The 23,329-nt window shown below is 57.7% G+C and carries 21 protein-coding genes, 1 tRNA gene and 3 pseudogenes; 22 read left to right on the top strand and 3 right to left on the bottom strand.

Annotated features, from left to right (window positions below; all coding sequences use genetic code 11):
• Positions 1 to 246 precede the first annotated feature (246 nt).
• From livH to BAY1663_RS10530, 4 genes are read left to right on the top strand one after another with little or no spacing between them, the layout of a single operon-like run.
• Entirely contained in the window at positions 247 to 1,170 is a 924-nt protein-coding gene (livH, locus tag BAY1663_RS10545) for a high-affinity branched-chain amino acid ABC transporter permease LivH (RefSeq protein ID WP_037040374.1), read from the top strand.
• Entirely contained in the window at positions 1,167 to 2,423 is a 1,257-nt protein-coding gene (locus tag BAY1663_RS10540; RefSeq protein ID WP_037040373.1) for a high-affinity branched-chain amino acid ABC transporter permease LivM, read from the top strand. The genes livH and BAY1663_RS10540 overlap by 4 nt, the downstream gene beginning before the upstream one ends.
• Positions 2,420 to 3,187 carry a high-affinity branched-chain amino acid ABC transporter ATP-binding protein LivG gene (livG, locus tag BAY1663_RS10535; RefSeq protein WP_037040371.1) on the top strand — a complete coding sequence of 256 codons (768 nt, stop codon included), beginning with the start codon at positions 2,420 to 2,422 and terminating at the stop codon, positions 3,185 to 3,187. The genes BAY1663_RS10540 and livG overlap by 4 nt, the downstream gene beginning before the upstream one ends.
• 2 nt (positions 3,188 to 3,189) lie before the next feature.
• A complete protein-coding gene (locus BAY1663_RS10530) occupies positions 3,190 to 3,891 on the top strand; it encodes an ABC transporter ATP-binding protein (RefSeq protein ID WP_037040369.1) in 702 nt (233 codons plus the stop codon).
• Positions 3,892 to 3,966: 75 nt separating this feature from the next.
• Here BAY1663_RS10530 and dcd read toward each other — a convergent pair whose 3' ends face one another.
• Positions 3,967 to 4,533, bottom strand: coding sequence for a dCTP deaminase (gene dcd, locus BAY1663_RS10525; protein WP_037040367.1), 567 nt, complete (start codon positions 4,531 to 4,533; stop codon positions 3,967 to 3,969).
• Between the two features lie 304 nt (positions 4,534 to 4,837).
• Between dcd and BAY1663_RS10520 the strand changes: the two genes are divergently transcribed.
• Positions 4,838 to 5,047, top strand: coding sequence for a cold-shock protein (locus tag BAY1663_RS10520; RefSeq protein WP_037040365.1), 210 nt, complete (start codon positions 4,838 to 4,840; stop codon positions 5,045 to 5,047).
• Positions 5,048 to 5,344: 297 nt separating this feature from the next.
• Here the strand turns inward: BAY1663_RS10520 and apbC are convergent.
• A pseudogene (apbC, locus tag BAY1663_RS10515) lies at positions 5,345 to 6,438 on the bottom strand (iron-sulfur cluster carrier protein ApbC).
• 171 nt (positions 6,439 to 6,609) lie between these two features.
• Here apbC and metG point away from each other — a divergent pair.
• The 17 genes and pseudogenes from metG to BAY1663_RS23695 all read left to right on the top strand — a co-directional run bounded on the left by metG (position 6,610) and on the right by BAY1663_RS23695 (position 22,953).
• The gene (gene metG, locus BAY1663_RS10510) at positions 6,610 to 8,649 is read left to right on the top strand and encodes a methionine--tRNA ligase (protein WP_037040362.1); all 2,040 of its coding nucleotides are present in this window, start codon (positions 6,610 to 6,612) and stop codon (positions 8,647 to 8,649) included.
• 56 nt (positions 8,650 to 8,705) lie between these two features.
• Complete coding sequence (locus tag BAY1663_RS10505; protein ID WP_037040358.1) at positions 8,706 to 8,912, top strand: cysteine-rich CWC family protein; 207 nt, start codon at positions 8,706 to 8,708, stop codon at positions 8,910 to 8,912.
• A complete protein-coding gene (locus BAY1663_RS10500; RefSeq protein WP_037040348.1) occupies positions 8,912 to 9,604 on the top strand; it encodes a pseudouridine synthase in 693 nt (230 codons plus the stop codon). Before BAY1663_RS10505 ends, BAY1663_RS10500 begins: the two co-directional genes overlap by 1 nt.
• 80 nt (positions 9,605 to 9,684) lie before the next feature.
• A tRNA-Gly gene (locus tag BAY1663_RS10495) sits at positions 9,685 to 9,758 on the top strand.
• A 238-nt stretch (positions 9,759 to 9,996) separates the two neighbouring features.
• The gene (locus BAY1663_RS10490; protein WP_037040346.1) at positions 9,997 to 11,850 is read left to right on the top strand and encodes an integrase arm-type DNA-binding domain-containing protein; all 1,854 of its coding nucleotides are present in this window, start codon (positions 9,997 to 9,999) and stop codon (positions 11,848 to 11,850) included.
• A gap of 138 nt (positions 11,851 to 11,988) precedes the next feature.
• On the top strand, positions 11,989 to 12,975 hold the full coding sequence (locus tag BAY1663_RS10485) for a 2Fe-2S iron-sulfur cluster-binding protein (RefSeq protein WP_009399900.1): 987 nt from the start codon (positions 11,989 to 11,991) through the stop codon (positions 12,973 to 12,975).
• A 143-nt stretch (positions 12,976 to 13,118) separates the two neighbouring features.
• Positions 13,119 to 13,433, top strand: coding sequence for a non-heme iron oxygenase ferredoxin subunit (locus tag BAY1663_RS10480; RefSeq protein ID WP_037040406.1), 315 nt, complete (start codon positions 13,119 to 13,121; stop codon positions 13,431 to 13,433).
• Positions 13,434 to 13,502: 69 nt separating this feature from the next.
• Positions 13,503 to 14,851, top strand: a pseudogene (locus tag BAY1663_RS23715) (aromatic ring-hydroxylating dioxygenase subunit alpha).
• Between the two features lie 15 nt (positions 14,852 to 14,866).
• A complete protein-coding gene (locus tag BAY1663_RS10465; protein ID WP_009399904.1) occupies positions 14,867 to 15,448 on the top strand; it encodes an aromatic-ring-hydroxylating dioxygenase subunit beta in 582 nt (193 codons plus the stop codon).
• 69 nt (positions 15,449 to 15,517) lie between these two features.
• Positions 15,518 to 16,297, top strand: a complete 780-nt coding sequence (hcaB, locus tag BAY1663_RS10460) for a 3-(cis-5,6-dihydroxycyclohexa-1,3-dien-1-yl)propanoate dehydrogenase (protein ID WP_037040338.1) — start codon at positions 15,518 to 15,520, stop codon at positions 16,295 to 16,297.
• A 47-nt stretch (positions 16,298 to 16,344) separates the two neighbouring features.
• Positions 16,345 to 17,796, top strand: coding sequence for an aldehyde dehydrogenase (locus BAY1663_RS10455; RefSeq protein WP_037040336.1), 1,452 nt, complete (start codon positions 16,345 to 16,347; stop codon positions 17,794 to 17,796).
• A gap of 27 nt (positions 17,797 to 17,823) precedes the next feature.
• Positions 17,824 to 18,732 carry a 1,2-dihydroxynaphthalene dioxygenase gene (nahC, locus tag BAY1663_RS10450; protein WP_037040334.1) on the top strand — a complete coding sequence of 303 codons (909 nt, stop codon included), beginning with the start codon at positions 17,824 to 17,826 and terminating at the stop codon, positions 18,730 to 18,732.
• A 406-nt stretch (positions 18,733 to 19,138) separates the two neighbouring features.
• Complete coding sequence (locus tag BAY1663_RS25175) at positions 19,139 to 19,675, top strand: dihydrodipicolinate synthase family protein (RefSeq protein ID WP_256206667.1); 537 nt, start codon at positions 19,139 to 19,141, stop codon at positions 19,673 to 19,675.
• A gap of 35 nt (positions 19,676 to 19,710) precedes the next feature.
• Positions 19,711 to 20,142 (top strand): hypothetical protein, encoded by a 432-nt coding sequence (locus BAY1663_RS25170; RefSeq protein WP_256206666.1) that lies wholly within the window; start codon positions 19,711 to 19,713, stop codon positions 20,140 to 20,142.
• Between the two features lie 258 nt (positions 20,143 to 20,400).
• On the top strand, positions 20,401 to 21,039 hold the full coding sequence (locus BAY1663_RS23710; protein WP_009399909.1) for a 2-hydroxychromene-2-carboxylate isomerase: 639 nt from the start codon (positions 20,401 to 20,403) through the stop codon (positions 21,037 to 21,039).
• 98 nt (positions 21,040 to 21,137) lie between these two features.
• On the top strand, positions 21,138 to 21,257 hold the full coding sequence (locus BAY1663_RS25930; RefSeq protein WP_157763227.1) for an alcohol dehydrogenase catalytic domain-containing protein: 120 nt from the start codon (positions 21,138 to 21,140) through the stop codon (positions 21,255 to 21,257).
• 295 nt (positions 21,258 to 21,552) lie between these two features.
• Positions 21,553 to 22,953 carry an OmpP1/FadL family transporter gene (locus BAY1663_RS23695; protein WP_128576236.1) on the top strand — a complete coding sequence of 467 codons (1,401 nt, stop codon included), beginning with the start codon at positions 21,553 to 21,555 and terminating at the stop codon, positions 22,951 to 22,953.
• A 244-nt stretch (positions 22,954 to 23,197) separates the two neighbouring features.
• On the opposite strand, the pseudogene BAY1663_RS10440 reads toward BAY1663_RS23695, so the two are convergent.
• Positions 23,198 to 23,329: pseudogene (locus BAY1663_RS10440) on the bottom strand (IS5/IS1182 family transposase); the annotation flags it as partial.

The raw sequence follows: 23,329 nt of genomic DNA, 5'->3' as shown, positions 1-23,329 counted from the left end.
GCCTGACGAAGCCCACACTCGCTTGTGGGCTTTGTTTTAGCGGGCGGCCCTGCCACAAGCACCGGGCCGCCTTGCCATACCTGTAACCTTGACGAGCGGCCTGAACAGCGGGCCCGCCTCGAACCGGAGCCGTGCGCGATCCGCAGGGCGCCGTACCGCAGTGGCGCCGCGCCAGGGTGTGCGGTGCGTTCGAAGTGGGCAGTGCAGCCGACCGGAATTGGAATTGCAGGACTTCGGAGAGCAGTGATGCCTGAGCTTTACCACTACCTACAACAGCTGATCAACGGGCTCACCGTTGGCAGCACCTATGCGCTGATCGCCATCGGCTACACGATGGTGTACGGCATCATCGGCATGATCAACTTCGCCCACGGCGAGGTGTACATGATCGGCTCGTATGTCGCCTTCATCGCCATCGTCGGCCTGTCCATGATGGGCCTCGACGCGCTGCCGATCCTGATGATCGGCGCCTTCGTCGCCGCCATGATCGTCACCAGTGCCTATGGCTACAGCATCGAGCGGGTCGCCTATCGCCCGCTGCGCGGCAGCAACCGGCTGATCCCGCTGATCTCGGCGATCGGCATGTCGATCTTCCTGCAGAACGTCGTGCTGCTGGCCCAGGACTCCAAGGACAAGGCCATCCCCAACCTGATGCCGGGCAACCTGGTCATCGGCGAGAGCACCATGAACGGGGTGACCATTTCCTACATGCAGATCCTGATCTTCGTGGTCACCTTCGCCGCCATGTACGGCCTGACCCTGTTCATCTCGCGTTCGCGCCTGGGCCGTGCCTGCCGCGCCTGTGCCGAAGACCTGAAGATGGCCAACCTGCTAGGCATCAACACCAACAGCATCATCGCCCTGACCTTCGTCATCGGCGCCGCGCTGGCCGCCGTGGCGGCGGTGCTGATCAGCATGCAGTACGGCGTGATCAACCCGCACATCGGCTTCCTCGCCGGTATCAAGGCGTTCACCGCGGCGGTGCTCGGCGGTATCGGCAGCATTCCCGGCGCCATGCTCGGTGGCCTGGTGCTGGGCGTGGCCGAAGCCTTCGGCGCCGACATCTTCGGCGACCAGTACAAGGACGTGGTGGCCTTCAGCCTGCTGGTGCTGGTGCTGCTGTTCCGCCCCACCGGCATCCTCGGCCGTCCGGAGGTGGAAAAGGTATGACCCTGCACCTGCGTACCGCCTTCTTCAGCGCCCTGCTGGTCATCGCCGTCGCGGTGCCGGTGTTCGGCCTGAAGCTCACCACCGTCGGTATCCGCGTGGAAGTCCACGGCGCCGACGCCAATACCTTCTGGATCATCGCCGCGGGCGCCGTGGCCATGTTCTTCTGGCAGTTGTTCCGCACCCGCCTGGCCGCCGGCTGGGCCGCCAGTCCGAACCTGCCGAGCATTCCGGCCGGCGCCGGCAGCTTCCTCACCCTGCCGTCGACCCAGCGCTGGGTCATCCTGGCCTTGGTCCTGATCGCCCTGGCCTGGCCGTTCTACGGCTCGCGCGGCGCGGTGGACATCGCCACGCTGATCCTGATCTACGTGATGCTCGGCCTCGGCCTGAACATCGTCGTCGGCCTCGCCGGCCTGCTGGACCTGGGCTACGTCGGCTTCTACGCCGTGGGCGCCTACACCTACGCGCTGCTGTCGCACTACTACGGTGTCGGCTTCTGGACCGCACTGCCGATCGCCGGGGCGATGGCTGCGCTGTTCGGCTTCCTGCTCGGCTTCCCGGTGCTGCGCCTGCGCGGCGACTACCTGGCCATCGTGACCCTCGGCTTCGGCGAGATCATCCGCATCCTGCTGCGCAACATGACCGAGATCACCGGCGGCCCCAACGGCATCAGCGGCATCGACAAGCCGACGCTGTTCGGCCTGTCCTTCGATCGCCGCGCGGCCGAAGGCATGCAGACCTTCCACGAGTACTTCGGCGTCGCCTACAACTCGGTGAACAAGGTGATCTTCCTCTACCTGATCGCCCTGCTGCTGGTGCTGTTGACCCTGTTCGTGATCAATCGCCTGCTGCGCATGCCCATCGGCCGTGCCTGGGAAGCGCTGCGCGAAGACGAGATCGCCTGTCGCGCCCTGGGCATGAACCCCACGGTGATCAAGCTCTCGGCCTTCACCCTCGGCGCGTCCTTCGCCGGTTTCGCCGGCAGCTTCTTCGCCGCGCGCCAGGGGCTGGTGTCGCCGGAATCCTTCACCTTCATCGAATCGGCGATCATCCTCGCCATCGTCGTGCTGGGTGGCATGGGCTCGCAGCTGGGCGTGATCCTTGCGGCTATCGTGATGATCCTGCTGCCCGAGCTGATGCGCGAGTTCAGCGAATACCGCATGTTGATGTTCGGCGCCCTGATGGTGCTGATGATGATCTGGCGTCCGCAGGGCCTGCTCCCCATGCAACGCCCCCACCTGGAGTTGAAGCAATGAGCCGCCCGATTCTCGAAGTACGCGGCCTGACGATGCGTTTTGGCGGCCTGCTGGCCGTCAACCAGGTAGGCCTGACCGTACACGACAAGCAAGTGGTCTCGATGATCGGCCCCAACGGGGCCGGCAAGACCACCGTATTCAACTGCCTGACCGGCTTCTACCAGCCGACCGCCGGGGAGATTCTCCTCGACGGCGCGCCGATCCATGGCCTGCCCGGGCACAAGATCGCCCGCCAGGGCGTGGTGCGCACCTTCCAGAACGTGCGCCTGTTCAAGGACATGACGGCGGTGGAGAACCTGCTGGTGGCGCAGCACCGGCACCTGAACACCAACTTCCTCGCCGGCCTGCTGAAGACCCCGGCGTTCCGCCAGAGCGAGCGCGAGGCCATGGACTTCGCCGCGCACTGGCTGGAGCAGGTGAACCTGACCGATATCGCCAACCGTCCAGCCGGCACCCTCGCCTATGGCCAGCAGCGCCGCCTGGAGATCGCCCGCTGCATGATGACGCGCCCGCGCATCCTCATGCTCGACGAGCCGGCAGCCGGCCTCAACCCGAGGGAAACCGAGGACCTCAAGGCGCTGATCGCGATGCTACGCGACGAGCACGGCGTCACCGTGCTGCTGATCGAACACGACATGAAGCTGGTGATGAGCATTTCCGACCACATCTACGTGATCAACCAGGGCACCCCCCTGGCCGACGGTGCGCCCGAACAGATCCGCAACAATCCGGATGTGATCAAAGCCTATCTGGGAGAGGCGTGAGCATGCTGACTTTCGAAAACGTCTCGACCTTCTACGGCAAGATCCAGGCCCTGCATGGCATCAGCATGCATGTGGAAAAGGGTGAAATCGTCACGCTGATCGGCGCCAACGGTGCCGGCAAGTCGACCCTGTTGATGACGCTTTGCGGCTCGCCGCGGGCGGCCAGCGGCAGCATCCGCTTCCAGGGCGAGGAACTGGTCGGACAACAGACCTGCGACATCATGCGCAAGGCGATCGCCGTGGTGCCCGAAGGGCGGCGGATCTTCGCCCGCCTGACGGTGGAGGAAAACCTCTCCATGGGCGGCTTTTTCACTGGCAAGACGGACTTCCAGGAGCAGTTGGACAGGGTCCTCGACCTCTTCCCGCGCCTGAAGGAACGCTACCAGCAGCGCGGCGGCACCATGTCCGGCGGCGAGCAGCAGATGCTCGCCATCGCCCGCGCGCTGATGAGCAAGCCCAAGTTGTTGCTGCTCGACGAGCCGTCGCTGGGCCTGGCGCCGATCATCATCCAGCAGATCTTCGAGATCATCGAACAACTGCGCGAGGATGGCGTGACGGTGTTCCTGGTCGAGCAGAACGCCAACCAGGCGCTCAAGCTGGCTGATCGCGGCTATGTGCTAGAAAACGGCCACATCGTCATGCAAGGCAGCGGCGAGGACCTGCTCACCGATCCGAAGGTGCGCGACGCCTACCTGGGCGGCTGAGCGAATCGTCGGCCAGCAAAAAGCCGGGCATTCGCCCGGCTTTTTTCGTTACTGCGCGCGGCTATCCGCGGGCACTCAGGCCTTGGGCAGCGTCACGCCTCGCTGGCCCTGGTACTTGCCGCCACGGTCTCGGTAGGAGACTTCGCACTCCTCGTCGGATTCGAGGAACAGCATCTGCGCCACGCCCTCATTGGCGTAGATCTTCGCCGGCAGCGTGGTGGTGTTGGAGAACTCCAGGGTCACGTGGCCTTCCCACTCCGGCTCCAGCGGCGTGACGTTGACGATGATCCCGCAACGCGCATAGGTGCTTTTGCCCAGACAGATGGTCAGCACGTTGCGCGGAATCCGGAAGTACTCGACGGTACGGGCCAGGGCAAAGGAGTTCGGCGGAATGATGCAGACATCGCTCTTGACGTCGACGAAGCTCTTTTCGTCGAAGTTCTTCGGGTCGACGGTCGCCGAATTGATGTTGGTGAACACCTTGAATTCATCGGCGCAGCGCACGTCGTAGCCGTAGCTGGAGACGCCATAGGAGATCAGCCGGTCGTTGCCTTCGGTGCGCACCTGGCGCTCGACGAAAGGCTCGATCATGCCGTGCTCCTGGGCCATGCGGCGAATCCACTTGTCCGATTTGATGCTCATGGCTGGCGTCCTGATCCGGTTGAAATGGGCGATAGAAGGTGCGCATCTTACCGAGCCTCGCACGCCGGTTCAAAGCCTGCCGCAGTATGGATGGCCGCTCGGCGAAGAAATCCAAAATAAAGCTCGCTTTGCTCCAGAAAACCGGTATTGTTACTGGGCTGCTGCTGCATGTGTCACCGTGAATCGCTACATGTTTAGATCTCGATCCAAATATCGATACGACTCCTATCTCCTTGCACACAGTGATGTACGGGCCATTTAGCTCGCACTTTATTCTTCAAAACTTGGTTCAAGGAGACATCAAATGTCCAATCGCCAAACCGGTACCGTCAAGTGGTTCAACGATGAGAAAGGCTTCGGCTTCATCACTCCGCAATCCGGTGACGACCTCTTCGTACACTTCCGTGCCATTCAGGGTGAAGGCTTCAAGAGCCTGAAGGAAGGCCAGCAGGTCTCCTTCGTCGCTACCCGCGGCCAGAAAGGCATGCAAGCTGAGGAAGTTCAGGTTATCTAACCTGAGGCTTCTCTGAAAAAGCCCCGCTTCGGCGGGGCTTTTTTGTGGCCTGCCATCCCTGGCGGCCACCCTCCGGGCCGTCGCTGCACGACGTCAAAAATGGCTCCCGGCCATTTTTGGTGGCTGGCTATCCCTCGGCCTGGCGCTCCTCCTGAACGTCGAGCCCCGGCAACCCGGCGGCCTGCATCGACGCGAGGGCGCGCCCACAGGGTCCGGTGTGCACCGATTGCTTTCGTGGGAGGCCCGCCCTCGGGGCGATTGCTTTCATGCTTTCTAGCTCAAGCCAGGCCTGCGGCCTCAATCATCCGAAACGACGATATTCGGCATCGACTGGGCGATGATCTGCCCGCTCTGGGCGATGCGCGCGCCGACGGTGCGCGCCACCTGCTGGTAGATCATCGCGATCTGGCTTTCCGGATCGGCGATCACCGTCGGGTTGCCGGCATCGGCCTGGCTGCGGATCGCCATCGACAGCGGCAGCGACGCCAGCAGATCGACGTTGTACTGCGCCGCCAGCTTCTCGCCCCCCCCTCGCCGAACAGGTGTTCGGCATGGCCGCAGTTGGAGCAGATATGGATGGCCATGTTCTCCACCACGCCCAGCACCGGGATGTTGACCTTGCGGAACATCTCAACCCCCTTCTTCGCATCGAGCAGCGCCAGGTCCTGCGGCGTGGTGACGATCACCGCGCCGGTCACCGGTACCTTCTGCGCCAGGGTCAGCTGGATGTCGCCGGTGCCCGGCGGCATGTCCACCACCAGGTAGTCGAGATCGTTCCAGGCGGTCTGGGTGATCAGCTGCAGCAGCGCGCCGGACACCATCGGCCCGCGCCAGACCATCGGCGTCTTGTCGTCGGCGAGGAAGGCCATCGACATCACCTGCACGCCGTGAGCTTCCAGCGGAATGAACGCCTTGCCATCGCGAATCTGCGGCCGCGTGCCTTCGGCGATGCCGAACATGATGCCCTGGCTCGGCCCGTAGATATCCGCATCCAGCACGCCGACCCGTGCACCTTCGCGCGCCAGTGCCAGCGCCAGATTGGCGGCGGTGGTGGACTTGCCGACACCGCCCTTGCCGGACGCCACGGCGATGATGTTCTTCACGTTGCCGAGAGCCGGCACCTGGTCCTGGGCCTTGTGCGAGCGAATCACGCAATCGACCTGCACGTCGGCACGGCTGACGCCCTCCAGGTTTTCGATGGCCATGGCCAGCATCTGCGCCCAGCCGCTGCGGAACAACCCCGCGGCATAGCCCAGTTCGAGCTGGACGCTGACGCGCTCCCCCTGGATATCGATCGCACGCACACAACCGGCGCTGACCGGGTCCTGGTTCAAATGGGGATCGGTGTACTGGCGCAGTGCGGTTTCCACAGCTTCACGGGTGACGGACATGGCTACTCCCAAGAAAGGCCGAGCAAATCAGACGGGCATCTTACCCCGCGGGCGGTCCCGAGCCCACCGATGCCTGAACCAGCCGGCACATCCCGGCGGCGCTGGTGAAAAAAACGCGCCACCCCTTTATAGTTGCAGACTTTCTTTCGCAATTCCGACCGCAGATCCCCCATGTCCGAAGCTCGCCAGATTCTCGTTACCAGCGCCCTGCCCTACGCCAACGGTTCGATCCACCTCGGCCACATGCTCGAGTACATCCAGACCGACATGTGGGTGCGCTTCCAGAAGCTGCGCGGCAATCAGTGCATCTACGTCTGCGCCGACGATGCCCATGGCTCGGCGATCATGCTGCGTGCCGAGAAGGAAGGCATCACCCCGGAACAACTGATCGCCAACGTACAGGCCGAGCACAGCGCCGACTTCGCCGACTTCCTGGTGAACTTCGACAACTTCCACTCGACCCACTCCGAGGAAAACCGCGGGCTGGCCGAACTGATCTACACCCGCCTGCGCGACGCCGGGCACATCGCCACCCGCTCGGTGACCCAGTACTTCGACCCCGAAAAGGGCATGTTCCTCGCCGACCGCTTCATCAAGGGTACCTGCCCGAAATGCGCGGCCGAGGACCAGTACGGCGACAACTGCGAGAAATGCGGCGCCACCTACGAGCCGACCGAGCTGAAGGACCCGCGCTCGGCCATCTCCGGCGCCACCCCGGTGCTCAAGGACTCCAAGCATTTCTTCTTCAAGCTGCCGGACTTCGAGGCGATGCTCAAGGAGTGGACCCGCGGCGGCGCGCTGCAGGAGTCGGTGGCCAACAAGATCGCCGAGTGGCTCGATGGCGGCCTGCAGGAATGGGACATCTCACGCGATGCGCCCTACTTCGGCTTCGAGATACCCGGTGAGCCGGGCAAGTACTTCTACGTCTGGCTCGACGCGCCGATCGGCTACATGGCCAGCTTCGAGAACCTCTGCAAACGCCGTCCCGAGCTGGATTTCGACACGTTCTGGGGGCCGGATTCCAAGGCCGAGCTGTACCACTTCATCGGCAAGGACATCATCAACTTCCACACCCTGTTCTGGCCGGCCATGCTCGAAGGCGCCGGCTTCCGCAAGCCGACCGCGGTCAACGTGCACGGCTACCTGACGGTGAACGGGCAGAAGATGTCCAAGTCGCGCGGCACCTTCATCAAGGCCCGCACCTACCTCGAGCACCTGAATCCCGAATACCTGCGCTACTACTACGCCTCCAAGCTCGGCCGCGGCGTCGACGACCTCGACCTCAACCTCGAGGACTTCGTGCAGAAGGTCAACTCCGACCTGGTCGGCAAGGTGGTCAACATCGCCAGCCGCTGCGCCGGCTTCATCCACAAGGGCAACGCCGGGGTGATGGTCGAAACCAATGCCGCACCGGAACTGACCGACGCCTTCCGTGCCGCCGCACCGTCGATCGCCGAAGCCTACGAGGCACGCGACTTCGCCCGCGCCATGCGCGAAATCATGGCCCTGGCCGACCGCGCCAACGCCTGGATCGCCGACAAGGCGCCTTGGGCGCTGAACAAGGTCGAGGGCAAGCAGGCCGAAGTGCAGGAAATCTGCGCGCTGGGCATCAACCTGTTCCGCCAGCTGGTGATCTTCCTCAAGCCGGTACTACCGAACCTCGCCGCCGCGGCCGAGCAGTTCCTCAACGTCGCGCCGCTGCGCTGGAACGACCACCAGACGCTGCTGGCCAACCACCCGCTCAACCCCTTCAGCCCTCTGCTGACCCGCATCGAGCCGGCGAAGATCGAAGCCATGGTCGAAGCCTCCAAGGAAGACCTGGCCGCCAGTGAAACCGCCGCCCCGGCGGGCAACGGCGAACTGGCGAAGGAGCCGCTGGCCGCGGAAATCAACTTCGATGCCTTCGCCGCGGTGGATCTGCGTATCGCCCTGATCGAGAAAGCCGAGTTCGTCGAGGGCGCCGACAAGCTGCTGCGCCTGACCCTGGACATCGGCGATGCCAAGCGCAACGTCTTCTCCGGCATCAAGAGCGCCTACCCGGACCCGAGCAAGCTGGAAGGCCGCCTGACCCTCTATGTCGCCAACCTGGCGCCGCGCAAGATGAAGTTCGGCCTGTCCGAAGGCATGGTCCTGGCCGCAGGCCCCGGCGGCAGCGAAATCTACCTGCTCAGCCCCGACAATGGTGCCCGGCCGGGCCAGCGCGTCATGTAACCCGCTCCGCGTGCCGGGTCCCCTGGCCCGGCGCGCCCTTTTCTACGGAAATATGCATGAGCGACCCGGTTGATTCTTCCCGCTGCCCGCTCTGCGGCCAGCCCAATCAATGCGCCCAGTGCGATCCCGGCGCGGCCCAGCCCTGCTGGTGCTTCTCGACCCGCATTCCAGCCGAACTCCGTGAAAGCATCCCGGACGCCGCACGCAACAAGGCCTGCATCTGCGCCCGCTGCGCCAGCGGCGAAGACGCGCCCGAACACTGATGCGCCTCGATCGCTTCCTCGCCAACCTGCCCCGCTTCAGTCGCCAGGACGTCCGCCACCTGCTGGCCGCAGGTCGCGTGCACGTAGATGGGCAGGTTACGCGGGCAGTTGATCATGAAATCAGGGTATTCAACCGCGTCGAACTGGATGGCGAACTGCTGCAGGCGGGAAAGGCCGCACGTTACCTCATGCTGCACAAACCGGCCGGCTGCGTGAGCGCGACCCAGGACGCCCGGCACCGCACCGTGCTCGACCTTATCGACACGCCGGACAGGGACGAGCTGCATATCGCCGGCCGCCTCGACTTCAACACCACCGGCCTGGTGCTGCTCACCAACGATGGCCTGTGGTCGCGCCGCCTGACCCAGCCGAGCAGCCTGCAGGGCAAGGTCTACCTGGTCGAAACCGAAGACGAGATCGACCCGGGCTGCGTCGGAGCCTTCGCCGAAGGCCTGTACTTTCGCTTCGAGAACCTCACCACCCTGCCCGCCCGACTGGAACTGCTCGCCCCGCGTCGCGCCCGCCTGACCCTGCACGAAGGCCGCTACCACCAAGTCAAGCGCATGTTCGGCCGCTTCGACAACAGGGTCACTGCCCTGCACCGCGAAAGCATCGGCCCCTTGCAACTGGACACGGCACTCGCCCCAGGCGAATACCGCCCGCTGACACCCCACGAAATCGCCCGGATCTGAGTCGTTTCGACCATCCCCGCGGAAAAAGCCGGCGCCACTCTTCATTTCGCCCTTGGCTTCTGGTAAAAAGGCACCCCTGAGCGGGCGTCGTATAATGGCATTACCTGAGCTTCCCAAGCTCATGACGAGGGTTCGATTCCCTTCGCCCGCTCCACTGTATCAATCTGCGGACTTCCGCAGAAGTCCAAGAGAGTCTGCAAGTCGTTGCCGCACAAAGACTTTTCCTCTCTTTGATGTTCTGCCGTAGTCCACTGCGATCCGCCTACAGCCGGGACTTTTAAGTCCACAAACAAGTCCATTTTTGCGGGCGCGGCTGATTCCGGATTGTTGATGGAGGGGCGAGGTCGACGTGACCAGCATCTGGTTCCTGACTCATGTTCAGGAGCAAGAGCATGGCACTCTCAGACCTGGCCGTTCGACAGGCCAAGGCAACAGGCAAGGCATACACCCTCCCTGACTTGGATGGCCTCTCCCTGGCCGTCACCGCTGCAGGGGGCAGGACTTGGCACTTCCGCTACTACTGGGCGGGCAAGCAGAAGCGGATGTCGCTCGGCACCTACCCGGAGGTGACGCTTCGCGAGGCCCGCAGCCTGCGCGACGAAGCGCGCGCCCTGCTGGCCAAAGGCACCAATCCTCGCGTACACCGCAAGCAGAAACGCACTGCTGTCCGGCTCGCCGACGAAAACACCTTCGAGGCGGTGTATCGCAAGTGGCTCAAGCATCGCGGGCTCAGCCTCAAGGAAGGCCGGCAGACGACCCTCTCGATACTTCCGCGCATCTTCGACAAGGATGTGCTGCCCACCTTGGGCAAACGGTCGATCTATGAGATCAAGCGTCCCGACCTCTTGGAGGTGATCGCCAAGATCGAGAAGCGCAGGGCGCTCTCCGTCGCCGAGAAAGTCAGGACGTGGTTCAACCAACTGTTCCGCTACGCGCTGGTGATCGTGCCGGGCCTGGAGCAGAACCCTGCCTCCGATCTCGATGTGGTGGCGCTGCCGCTGCCACCCGTCAACCACAACCCGTTCCTGCGCATGGCCGAGCTGCCGAAGCTGTTGCAGAGGCTGCGCAGCTATCGCGGCAGGCGGCAGACCCAGCTCGGGCTGCGGCTATTGCTGCTGACCGGCGTGCGAACCGGAGAGCTGCGGCAGGCGATGCCGGATCAATTCGATCTGGACCGAGGGCTGTGGATCATCCCGCCCGACGTCGTGAAGCAACTCCAGGTGGATATGCGCAAGAAGCGGCAGCAGCCGAAGGACATCCCGCCCTACATCGTGCCGCTGTCGATTCAGGCCATGGAGATCGTCCGGCACCTGCTCGATGAGTTCAAGCCGGCCCAGCGCTACCTGTTCCGGCACGACAGCGACCTGAAGAAGCGCATCAGCGAGAACACGCTCAATGGTGCGCTCAAACGCATGGGCTATCAGGAACGCCTGACCGGACACGGTATCCGTGGCACGATGTCCACTGCGCTCAACGAGATCGGCTACCCGAAAGTCTGGGTGGATGCACAGCTTTCGCATGTCGATCCCAACAAGGTCAGCGCGACCTACAACCATGCCGCGTACGTGGAGCAGCGTCGACGCATGATGCAGGACTGGGCCGATCGCCTCGACCTCTTCGAGCAGAACCAGGTCGAGGCGGCCAGCATGCCGCTCACCGTGCATCTGGAAGGCGTGCCCGCATTCCCCACTGAGCAAACCGCAAGCGCGCCCTCTACGCCGGTTGCCGCTTCGCCAAGCCTGCTCGTGACGAAGCCGGGTGACGCCATGCCGTTGGTTTCTGCCGCCGCACATCGGCTGCCGGCAGTGCCGCCCCAGCGATCGGCCGCGCCGCTGGTACCTTCGGACATTCAGCGCGAGAGAATGGATTTGTTCGATGTCTTCGAAGCGCCGCACAACCTTCCCGTCGCTGCGTTTGCCAAGATAGCGGGCAAATCCCGCAGGTGGATCAGCTATGAGATCCAGGCGGGCAACTTGCTGGCTTTGAACGTGGGCAACCGCGGCCAGCGCGTGCCGGACTGGCACCTCGACCCGCTCAAGCACGAGCTGATCCAGTCTGTCCTGAAGCTGACCAGGGGTGCGGACCCTTGGCAGATCTACCATGCACTGCTGCAGCCGCGCTCGATGCTGCGGGGGCGCTCGGCACTGGAGGGCGTGACTGCCAGCAATCTCGACAAGCTCGTCATGGCCGTGAGCACAGCGGTGAAGGAAAGCGAATGGACCCCGCTGCGGGTCGGGGTCGTGTAGTCAAACAACGGGCCGGTAAGGGATGGCCTGGACATTATTCATATTAGTGATACTAATATTCATTTATGGTTTATTGACTATTAGAATACAGTCAATGACCATGGAACCATAAAACATATAAATAAAGAAGCTAGATCTATGGAACTTCTCGTACTACCGAACAATCGCCGCTTGCCTTTTGATTCCGGTGCCAACCTTTTGGAAGTGCTCCGTGAGCACCGTGTGGGTATTTCCTACAGCTGTATGTCTGGACGATGCGGTACTTGCCGCTGCCGAGTTATAGATGGCAGCGTCATTAGTTCGGCGGCGAAAAGCGGTGACTCAAATCGCATCGAAGAGCATTATGTACTCGCCTGTCAGTCAGTGCTCACCAGCAATTGCGCAATTGAGATCATAGACTCAGACGACATAGTCACTCACCCGGCGCGAATCATCAAAGGCATGGTTGTCGCCGTCGAGTCGCCCACTCACGATATTCGCCGCATCCGCATTCGCCTCGCCAAGCCCTTCGAGTTCTCACCCGGACAGTACGCGATGCTACAGTTCAGTCCCGAACATGTGCGTCCATATTCAATGGCTGGTCTGCCAGATGACCAAGAAATGGAGTTCCATATCCGCAAAGTGCCGGGCGGGCGTGTCACGGAGTATATTTTCGAGCACGTCCGCGAAGGTACAAGCATTAAGTTGAGTGGGCCTCTTGGTACGGCCTATCTGCGTCAGGCTCACACCGGGCCGATGCTGTGTGTGGGCGGCGGGACCGGACTCGCACCGGTGCTGTCGATTGTTCGCGGCGCGCTGAAGTCGGGAATGACGAACCCCATCCACCTTTATTTCGGGGTGCGCAGTCAGCAAGACCTTTACGACGCAGACCGATTGAACCAACTCGCGGCTATCCACCCTCAACTGACTGTCCATACAGTGATCGCGACGGGCCCGATTAATGAGGGCCAGCGGGCCGGCCTAATTACCGATTTGATTGAAAAAGACATTCCCTCGCTGGCTGGGTGGAGAGCCTACCTGTGCGGCGCACCAGCGATGGTTGACGCTCTATGCACCGTCGCCAAAGATCTTGGAATATCGCCCGAGCATATTTATGCCGACGCCTTCTATCCCAGCGGGGTCTGAATTGCCCCGACCCTGCACCTCTGTACATCGAGAATTCATCAGGAAGACACTTAAATGAGCATCACTAACAACAGCCGCGTCTGAATATTTAGGACAGCTGGATGATCTCTAACTCCATCATTACCCCATTTGAAGATAGCTTTATGACAGAAAAATGGATTGACGCAGTCGCTCTTTATGAAATCCCTGAAGGTGACGTCCTCGGCGTGACAGTCGAAGGCAAGGAACTAGCGCTGTATGAAGTGGAAGGCGAAATCTACGCTACCGACAACCTGTGCACACATGGTGCCGCCCGTATGAGCGATGGTTTTCTAGAAGGCAGAGAAATTGAATGTCCTTTGCATCAAGGTAAATTTGATGTTTGCACAGGCAGGGCCTTGTGCGCCCCTGTGACACAGAACATCAAAACATACCCGGTGAAGATTGAGGGCCAGCGTGTGATGATTGATTTGAGCTGAGAATTTTAATAGGAGGCACCCCGGACCCTAGAGCGTAATCCCCCCCATTCGATCTTTTTAGGTGAAAATATGAATTACAAAAATAAAACCTTGGTGACTGAATCTGGGCTGACCCAAAAACACCTGATTCATGGCGACGAAGAACTTTTCCAGCGCGAACTGGAAACCATTTTTGCTCGGAACTGGCTTTTCCTGACTCATGACAGCCTGATTCCATCCCCTGGCGACTATGTTACGGCAAAATGGGGGTTGATGAGGTTATCGTCTCCAGGCAGAACGACGGTTCGATTCGTGCTTTTCTGAACGTTTGCCGTCACCGTGGCAAGACGCTGGTACACGCAGAAGCAGGTAATGCTAAAGGTTTCGTTTGCAGCTATCACGGCTGGGGCTTCGGCGCTAACGGTGAACTGCAGAGCGTCCCGTTTGAAAAAGAACTGTATGGCGAGGCGCTCGACAAGAAATGTATGGGATTGAAAGAAGTCGCTCGTGTAGAGAACTTCCATGGCTTCATCTATGGTTGCTTCGATGAGGAAGCCCCTTCTCTCAAAGACTACATGGGGGACGCTGGCTGGTACCTGGAGCCTATGTTTAAGCATTCCGGAGGGCTAGAACTGATCGGTCCTCCAGGCAAGGTCATAATCAAGGCTAACTGGAAAGCGCCCGCGGAAAACTTTGTGGGGGATGCGTACCACGTGGGTTGGACGCATGCGTCTTCGCTTCGCTCAGGGCAGTCGGTCTTCTCGTCGTTAGCTGGCAACGCAGCTTTGCCCCCAGAAGGTGCAGGTCTGCAAATGACCTCCAAATACGGCAGCGGCATGGGTGTGTTGTGGGACGGATATTCAGGCGTGCACAGCGCAGACCTGGTTCCGGAATTGATGGCCTTCGGCGGTGCTAAGCAGGAACGGCTGAACAAAGAAATTGGCGAGGTTCGCGCACGAATCTATCGTAGCCACCTCAACGGCACCGTTTTCCCGAACAACAGTTTTCTGACCTGCTCGGGTGTCTTCAAGGTATGGCACCCGATCGACGCAAATACCACTGAGGTATGGACCTACGCCATGGTCGAAAAAGACATGCCCGAGGATCTCAAGCGCCGCTTGGTCGACGCGGTTCAGAGAACGTTTGGGCCTGCTGGCTTCTGGGAAAGCGATGACAATGACAATATGGAAACGGAATCGCAAAACGCCAAGAAATATCAGTCCAGAGATGGCGATCTGGTTTCCAACCTGGGTTTCGGCGGGGACGTATACGGCGACGAGGTTTATCCTGGCATCGTCGGCAAATCGGCGATTGGCGAGACCAGTTATCGTGGCTTCTATCGGGCTTACGGCGCGCACATCAGCAGCTCTAGCTGGGCTGAATTCGAGGATGTCTCTAAAAATTGGCATACCGAACTGACAAAGACTACTGATCGCTAACAGACGAGAGGGACCATGATGATTAATATTCAGGAAGACAAGCTTGTCTCCGCCCACGACGCCGAAGAGTTTCTTCGTTTCTTCAATTCCGGCGACGAGGCTTTGCAACAAGAAGCTACCACGTTGCTAACCCGGGAAGCGCATCTTTTAGACATTCAGGCTTACCGCGCCTGGTTAGAGCACTGCGTGGACTCAGAGGTGAAATATCAGATTATCTCACGCGAACTGCGCTCAGCTTCCGAGCGCCGTTACCAGCTCAATGAAACCTTGAACATTTTCAACGAGAATTATGAACAACTGGAAGTTCGCGTAGCGCATCAACTGGATCCGCAAAACTGGGGCAATAGTCCAAAGGTGCGCTTTACTCGTTTCATCACAAATATCCAGGCTGCAATGGACGAAAATGAAGATTTGCTTCACATTCGCTCCAACCTCATTGTTCACCGAGCACGACGCGGCAATCAAGTCGATGTCTTCTATGCCACTCGGGAGGATAAATGGAAGCGCGGCGAAGATGGAGCGCGTAAGTTGGTTCAACGATTGATTGATTATCCAGAGCGCACATTCCAGACGCACAATGTGATGGTCTTTATGTGACCCAATAATCGCCTTTACAAATGGTGACTGCTACAAGCGGTCCCATTGTTAAAAAGGAAATTTGTGTGTATGAGCAATCAACAAGTCGTTTCGATAACCGGTGCTGGCTCAGGAATTGGTCTCGAACTGGTTCGATCCTTTAAGTCCGCCGGTTATTGCGTATCCGCTCTCGTACAAAACGAGGAGCAAAAGGCGAGCCTTTGCAATGAGTTCAAGGACGCACTCGAGATCGTCGTGGGCGATGTCCGGGACCACGCAACAAATGAGAAGCTGATAAAGCAAACAACCGATAGATTCGGCCATCTCGATTGTTTCATTGCAAATGCCGGTATTTGGGATTACATGCTTGGCATCGAAGAGCCTTGGGAGAAAATATCGAGCAGTTTTGATGAGATATTCAACATCAATGTCAAGAGCTATTTCAGCGGTATCAGGGCCGCCCTGCAGGAACTGAAAAAGACTAGCGGATCAGTGGTGATGACCGCTTCAGTGTCGTCCCATGCGGTCGGTGGTGGTGGTTCTTGCTACATCGCCAGCAAGCATGCGGTCCTGGGCATGATGAAAGCTTTGGCTTACGAATTGGCTCCCCACATTCGCGTCAACGCCGTAGCACCGGGCGGCACTGTGACGTCTCTGAGCGGTCCCGCAAGCGCCGGCTTCGACAAAACTCACATGGAAAACATGCCCGGTATCGAGGACATGATCAAGGGTCTAACGCCTCTTGGATTTGCAGCCAAGGCCGAAGACGTAGTGGCACCCTATTTGTTGTTGGCGTCGCGAGATCAAGGGAAATTCATTACCGGGACTGTCATTAATATAGATGGAGGGATGGCGCTCGGTCGCAAGTAGGTTTGTCGCCTATCTTGAAATAATAACTAAATTTCTGGTCAAACCGCATGAATACAAAATTGTTTATCAACAATGTCTGGGTCAATTCCAGTGACCAACAGACCTTCGAGCGAAAGCACCCCGTCAGTGGTGAGGTGATGACGGAGTGTGCAAACTCCACGGTGATGGATGCGTTAAAGGCCGCGCAAGCTGCCCAAGAGGCTTTCCAGACCTGGAAGACTGTTGGACCTTCGGAGCGTCGCCGCCTTCTGCTGAGGGTCGCTGAGGTTATGGAAAGTAAAACACCCGAGTTTATCGAAGTGATGGCCAAGGAGGTGGGAGCCTCCGCTCTTTGGGCCGGCTTCAATGTCCAGATGTCAGCCAATGTGTTCCGTGAAGCGGCATCGCTGGCTACACAAATTCAGGGGGAAACTATTCCGACAGACAAGTCTGACACGCTCTCAATGACGCTACGTCAGCCGGTCGGTCCGATCCTGAGCATCGTGCCGTGGAACGGCACCGCAGTGCTGGCGGCACGAGCCATCGCTTATCCGCTGGTCTGCGGCAACGCGGTGGTATTCAAAGGTTCTGAGTTTAGTCCCGCGACGCATGCCCTGATCACCCAGTGCGTGCAGGAAGCCGGGCTGCCTGCTGGCGTGCTCAACTATCTCAACTCTTCGCCTGACCGTTCGCCCGAGATCGCCGACGCACTGATCTCAGCCAAGGAGATCCGACGCATCAACTTCACGGGCTCCACCCGCGTGGGCAGTATTATCGCGCAGAAGGCCGCGCAACACCTCAAGCGCTGCCTGCTGGAGCTCGGTGGCAAGTCCCCACTTATTGTTCTGGATGACGCGGACATCGACGCAGCTGTCAAGGCAGCGGTGTTCGGTAGCTTCCTGTTCCAAGGTCAGATCTGCATGTCCACTGAGCGCTTGGTGGTTGATGAGAAGATCGCCGACGAATTTGTCGCCAAGTTTGCCGAAAAGGCCAAGCGTTTGAGCGCGGGCGACCCATGCGTAACTGGCGACTGCATCATCGGCCCAATGGTCTCGCCAAATTCAGGCGAGCGGATCAATGGTTTGTTCAAGGACGCGATCGACAAAGGAGCCACAGTTGCCTGCGGCGGCATGGCCCAAGGTGCGGTCATGCCGGCCACGATCCTGGATCACGTCAAATCCAACATGCGGATCTACGATGAGGAGACCTTCGGTCCCATCACTGTGGTGATCCGTTGCAACGGCGAAGCAGAGGCCATTCGCATTGCCAACGACAGCGCCTATGGCCTGTCGTCGGGCGTATTTGGCCGCGACATCAACCGTGCTTTGCGCGTGGGCATGTCCATCGAATATGGTTCAGTGCACATTAACGGATCGACTGTCCAAAACGAGGCGCAGGCTCCATACGGAGGGACTAAGAAAACCGGCTACGGGCGCTTCGACGGCCGTGCTGTGATCGATGAGTTCACAGAGCTCAAGTGGCTGACCATCGAGCCTTTCGAGCAGCAGTATCCCTTCTAATAAGCACTAACTCCAAGGAATCAAACTATGAGTAAGCAAACTGCAGTTATTGAACTCGGATACATGGGCATCTCGGTCAAGGATCCTGATGCGTGGAAATCATTCGCCACGAATATGCTGGGCCTGCAAGTTTTTGATGAAGGTGAGAAGGACCGTTTCTATCTACGTATGGATTACTGGCATCATCGAATCGTGGTCCATCATAACGGCCAGGACGACCTGGAATACCTGGGTTGGCGTGTGTCCGGAAAACCGGAGTTCGAGGCTCTCGGTCAAAAACTCATTGACGCCGGTTACGATGTTCGCGTCTGCGATAAAGCCGAGGCTCAGGAACGAATGGTGTTGGGCCTGATGAAGACAGTAGATCCAGGCGGCAACCCGACCGAGATATTCTGGGGGCCGCGGATCGACATGAGCAACCCGTTCCATCCCGGCCGCCCCCTGCACGGCAAGTTTGTGACTGGTGACCAAGGCCTGGGTCATTGCATCGTTCGCCAGACCGATGTCGAAGCTGCTCACAAGTTCTATAGTCTTCTGGGGTTGCGTGGGGACGTCGAATACCGGATCCCGCTGCCCAACGGCATGACTGGCGAACTAACGTTCATGCATTGCAATGGTCGGGACCACTCCATTGGGTTTGGTGCCATGCCCGCTGAAAAGAGGCTCAATCATGTGATGCTTGAGTACACCGACATAGAGGATCTGGGATACACCCATCAACAGTTTGTAAAGAACGACATTGACATTGCCTTGCAACTTGGCATTCATGCTAACGACAAGGCGCTGACGTTCTATGGCGCAACACCTTCCGGCTGGCTCATTGAGCCCGGCTGGCGAGGTGCCAAGGCCATAGACGAAGCGGAGTACTACGTTGGAGACATCTTTGGCCATGGTATCGAGACCACTGGCTACGGCATGGATGTAAAATTGAGTTAAAACTACAACCAAAGTTACAGGCGCAGGCTCTCTTCCAGATATGCGTTGGGGAAAATTACTTATGCTCCTGCAGTATTAATTTTCCCGATTTTGCTCCGGTTCACCCTCACATCGGGGCTGTAATAGATTATGCAAGGATCGTGGCGAATGAGGATGCTAGTCTCAGTCGTTCGATGCAGATCATGCATGGGGCCCAGCACTGCAAGTTCATGTTGACTTAACGAGCGACTGGCTCGTTAGTATTGATATCCGGAAGCTGTTCCTTAAACCGAACGTATAAAGGTGATTGGGCTCCAAGAGGCTACAGCTACGGTAACTCTAGATCCGTAATTTGGAGTCGGTCGCGATTGGACAACGATTCTGACTAACCTAGTTCCAGCTTTTTTACCTAACCAAGAGTGTCTCCATGTCGAATAAAACTATGAAACCAGCGCGTCTTACTGCCGAGGATATCCATGGTGTCTGGGCTATTATGCCAACGCCGGCTACTCCGGATGCTTCTAACTGGCGCAGCACTAACACAGTTGACTTAAACGAGACTGCTCGCATAGTTGAAGAACTGATTGCGGCTGGTGTCAACGGAATTTTAAGTATGGGCACTTTTGGCGAGTGCGCTACGTTGACCTGGGAGGAAAAACGTGACTATGTTTCGACGGTTGTCGAAACCATTCGTGGTCGCGTGCCTTATTTCTGCGGCACCACGGCCTTGAATACCCGCGAAGTCATCCGCCAAACTCGTGAGTTTATGGATATGGGCGCCAGCGGTACCATGCTCGGTGTCCCAATGTGGGTGAAGATGGACCTGCCCACAGCGGTCCAGTTCTATCGTGATGTTGCAGAGGCGGTACCGGAGGCTGCCATTGCGATTTACGCTAACCCTGAAGCCTTCAAGTTCGACTTCCCTCGCCCCTTCTGGCAGAAATGTCCAAAATTCCGCAGGTAGTAACTGCCAAGTATCTAGGCATCGGAATGCTTGACTTGGACCTGAAATTGGCACCCAACATCCGCTTCCTTCCACACGAGGACGACTATTACGCGGCCGCACGCATCAATCCTGAGCGCATGACCGCGTTCTGGTCAAGCGGCTCCATGTGCGGCCCGGCTACCGCCATCATGTTGCGTGATGCAGTGGATCAGGCCAAGAGCAGCGGTGACTGGATCAAGGCCAAAGCCATCTCCGATGACATGCGCGCAGCCGATTCGACATTGTTTCCGCGTGGCGACTTTTCGGAGTTCTCGAAATACAACATCGGACTTGAAAAAGCACGCATGGATGCAGCTGGCTGGCTCACAGCTGGACCATGCCGTCCGCCCTATAACATCGTCCCAGAAGACTATATTGCTGGCGCCCTTAAGTCAGGCAAAGCTTGGGCCGCACTGCATGCTAAATACAGCAAGGAATTGAAGTAGTCCAACTCGATTGGTCTGGCGAAATGCTGGAAAAGACGCTGAACGATTTGAAATATATTAGATTAATCATATTTCTTGCGCTACTAGTAGGCGTCGCCAGTTCGGCAAATTTAGCTAAGACTGCTAGTCTCGCAGACTCGGGTGTGAAGTCAGGCTTTAGGAATACCGAATGAAGCCAGCATATCAAGCCTACGATGGGTGCCATCCTTGATGAGGCAACCCACTGTTGGTTGGCTTAGTTTTTTGGAGTGTTTGATTGTGATTGTTGATTTCTATTTCGACTTTTTGAGCCCTTTTTCTTACTTGGCTAACCATCGCTTGTCGAAGCTAGCCCACGATTATAGCTTTTCCATTCGCTATCACTCGATTGATTTGGCGCGAGCCAAAATCGCCATCGGAAACGTAGGCCCCTCCAATCGCGATCTGAAAGTCAAACTTGCCTATTTGATGGTGGATTTAAAACGCTGGGCCGAGCTGTACGGATTACCGTTTTTATTTCCTGCCAATTACAATAGCCAACGGATGAATGCTGGGCTCTATTACTCGGGTGCCGAAACGCAGACTGCTGCTTACGTGAATACAGTATTCAATGCAGTTTGGGGGGAAGGTATAGCTCTGGACTCGGAAAGCCTGCTTGCCCTAGTGTGCGGGACTCTAGGGTGGGATCGCGCTGCTTTCGAGGAGTTTCTCAGCAGCGACGCTGCAACAAATGCGTATGATGAGCATACCCAGGCCGCCATCGAACGTAAAGTATTCGGTGTACCAACGATGTTTTTGGGCGATCAAATGTGGTGGGGCAACGACCGTCTATTTATGCTCGAGAACACACTGAGGTGCGGCTGTAGTGCTGGAATAGCCGCCGCGGGGGAAACCGGAGTAAAACCGGTAACAGAATGAGATGGAAATCAAAGCGGCAATAGTCCGTAAAAAAACGGCCCATTCTTATTCGGGCATGTAGCTCTTAATGAGCTGCAGAAGATCAAGTTCTCGTTATATTGGTTGCGACCGGGTTGTGTCATACGGATCTGATTTGTCGCGATCAGCATTATCCGGTTCCGCTCCCGATGGTTTTAGGGCATGAAGGGCCTGGTGTAGTTCCTGCTATTCAATCGTAAGCTTCGTGGAATCGTCGAAGATCAGTCGATTTCAGATATTTTTATTCCGAGGTTGGTGGAACTTTATCGCCAGGGGAAGTTTCTATTTGACAAGCTAATTAAGTTTTATCCTTTTGAGGAAATCAATCGAGCCGCCGAAGACTCGGAAGAAGGGGTCACGCTCAAGCCGGTGCTCCATATTGGTTGAAACGTGCTGGTAGAATTACGCGGCTCGTGTGGGCTTTTCTAAGGTTGCGGGCAGTTTGCTTTTAGTGATGTTGTATCCCAAAAACAAAATTAATAAACGGTGGAACATATGATTAAAAAAACAAATTTACTCAATAAAACAATTAGTGCTGCGATCTTGGGTATTGCGTCAAGCCATGCGGTAGCGACGGATGGTGTGTTGTTGGAGGGCTTTGGCGCGGTTTCCAGAAGCATGGGCGGTACGGCTGTTGCTCATTATGTCGGGCCCGCGTCAATGATGGTCAACCCAGCGACAATGGACTTGTCTGATGCGACAGGTGAAATACTGCTAGGGCTAGATCTGATTACCACAGATATCAGCGCCACTAATCTTGGTACAGGCGAGAAAGCGTCATCAAGTCGGCATTCTAATAATAGAGGCCCCTATGTTGCCCCTCAGCTTGCTTTTATCCGTAAAGTTTCTAACTGGACCTTTGGCGCGGGCATATTCGCACAAGCGGGGATAGGGGTCGAGTATGGGAAGGACAGTTTTTTGTCCCGCGGCGATATTGGCGGAATGGGCTATGCCGCCGATGCTGATACCGGCCTTGAGAACGCCAGTCGCTTGTTTATACTTGACATACCTTTTGCCGTGAGTTTTAAGATTAACGATCGTCTTGTTATCGGTGGATCGCTAGATGCAAAATGGAGTGGTTTGAATCTCGATTATTTGCTGGGAACGAACCAGTTGGGTAGTCTCGCCGGTGATGGGCGTGTGTCCGGTTCGCTGTTGGGCTTGATCGGCACTTTACCCGACCCGCGGGGTGTGCATTTGAGCGTTAGCCAAAACAAGGAACTTGCGAGTGGTGTCGATGGTTGGGGATACTCGGGTAGGTTAGGTTTGCTATATAAGATTACGCCAACGACCAAGTTGGGTATCTCCTACATGCTCAAAAGCCATATGAACGATTTGAAAGGGAAGGGGACTGTTACCGCGGTAGATGGCCTCATCGGTAATGTGCCTATCGAGGGCGAGGTTCGTGTTTTAGACTTTAATACCCCTGCCAAACTTGACGTGGGTCTGAGCCACCAAGTTACGGACAAATTACTCGTTGCTGTTGATGTGTCTCGCGTTTTTTGGAAGGATGCCTGGAAGGATATAAAGGTAGGGTTTTCTAGTGATGTTGGTGATGTCGACTTAAGACTTCCTCAAAATGCCAAGGATCAAACAATAGTGGCGATTGGGGCTTCGTATGCAGCTACCCCGAATTTAACAGTGCGAGCAGGTTACCGTCAGGCGACGCAGCCCTTTAATGATGAGGGATTGTTGGCGCTAGTTCCGGGTATTTTGCGGAAACACGCTTCCTTGGGATTCAGCTACCAAGTATCAAAATCGGGTAGGTTCGATGCTGCGTATTCGCATGCCTTCGAGCAAAGTATGACCAATCGATCGGCTTACAACACCTCGTCGCCCGTGAGATCGTCCATGTCGCAAGATAATTTCGTCTTAGCCTATAATTATTCATTCTGATTAAATCGCTATCGTGAGCATCTGAAGTTCGTACTAATTAATTTTAGCCGCTGTCTTTGTTGGCTCGATCTTCGGGGGCAATAGCGATCTGGTTGACTAGGATGGTCTGAAGTAGTCACGTATTTCTGGCTGACTTCAGCCCTGCCAATTTTAAAAGCGGCGATTCGTCTAAAAAACGATCGAATCATCCATTCTTTCTGGATTTTTAGCCGCCGCGAGCACCTCGCGGCGGCCATTTCCCGCATTACAGGCGCACCTCTCCTGTATTCGCCAGTAAATGTCGGCGCGCCATCCACAGGTTCGACAGGGCGAACAGCGTCACCAACTGCGCCGTGTTCTTCACCAGCCCTCGAAAGCGAACTTTGGTGTAACCAAA

It is taken from the genome of Pseudomonas sp. BAY1663 (assembly GCF_000582595.1).
Lineage (GTDB): Bacteria > Pseudomonadota > Gammaproteobacteria > Pseudomonadales > Pseudomonadaceae > Stutzerimonas > Stutzerimonas stutzeri_AF.
This window is presented reverse-complemented; position numbering and strand designations above follow the sequence as displayed.

Coding starts and splice junctions, on each gene's coding strand:
- livH (WP_037040374.1), top strand. CDS start 247: ATGCCTGAGCTTTACCACTACCTACAACAGCTGATCAACGGGCTCACC.
- BAY1663_RS10540 (WP_037040373.1), top strand. CDS start 1,167: ATGACCCTGCACCTGCGTACCGCCTTCTTCAGCGCCCTGCTGGTCATC.
- livG (WP_037040371.1), top strand. CDS start 2,420: ATGAGCCGCCCGATTCTCGAAGTACGCGGCCTGACGATGCGTTTTGGC.
- BAY1663_RS10530 (WP_037040369.1), top strand. CDS start 3,190: ATGCTGACTTTCGAAAACGTCTCGACCTTCTACGGCAAGATCCAGGCC.
- dcd (WP_037040367.1), bottom strand. CDS start 4,533: ATGAGCATCAAATCGGACAAGTGGATTCGCCGCATGGCCCAGGAGCAC.
- BAY1663_RS10520 (WP_037040365.1), top strand. CDS start 4,838: ATGTCCAATCGCCAAACCGGTACCGTCAAGTGGTTCAACGATGAGAAA.
- metG (WP_037040362.1), top strand. CDS start 6,610: ATGTCCGAAGCTCGCCAGATTCTCGTTACCAGCGCCCTGCCCTACGCC.
- BAY1663_RS10505 (WP_037040358.1), top strand. CDS start 8,706: ATGAGCGACCCGGTTGATTCTTCCCGCTGCCCGCTCTGCGGCCAGCCC.
- BAY1663_RS10500 (WP_037040348.1), top strand. CDS start 8,912: ATGCGCCTCGATCGCTTCCTCGCCAACCTGCCCCGCTTCAGTCGCCAG.
- BAY1663_RS10490 (WP_037040346.1), top strand. CDS start 9,997: ATGGCACTCTCAGACCTGGCCGTTCGACAGGCCAAGGCAACAGGCAAG.
- BAY1663_RS10485 (WP_009399900.1), top strand. CDS start 11,989: ATGGAACTTCTCGTACTACCGAACAATCGCCGCTTGCCTTTTGATTCC.
- BAY1663_RS10480 (WP_037040406.1), top strand. CDS start 13,119: ATGACAGAAAAATGGATTGACGCAGTCGCTCTTTATGAAATCCCTGAA.
- BAY1663_RS10465 (WP_009399904.1), top strand. CDS start 14,867: ATGATGATTAATATTCAGGAAGACAAGCTTGTCTCCGCCCACGACGCC.
- hcaB (WP_037040338.1), top strand. CDS start 15,518: ATGAGCAATCAACAAGTCGTTTCGATAACCGGTGCTGGCTCAGGAATT.
- BAY1663_RS10455 (WP_037040336.1), top strand. CDS start 16,345: ATGAATACAAAATTGTTTATCAACAATGTCTGGGTCAATTCCAGTGAC.
- nahC (WP_037040334.1), top strand. CDS start 17,824: ATGAGTAAGCAAACTGCAGTTATTGAACTCGGATACATGGGCATCTCG.
- BAY1663_RS25175 (WP_256206667.1), top strand. CDS start 19,139: ATGTCGAATAAAACTATGAAACCAGCGCGTCTTACTGCCGAGGATATC.
- BAY1663_RS23695 (WP_128576236.1), top strand. CDS start 21,553: ATGATTAAAAAAACAAATTTACTCAATAAAACAATTAGTGCTGCGATC.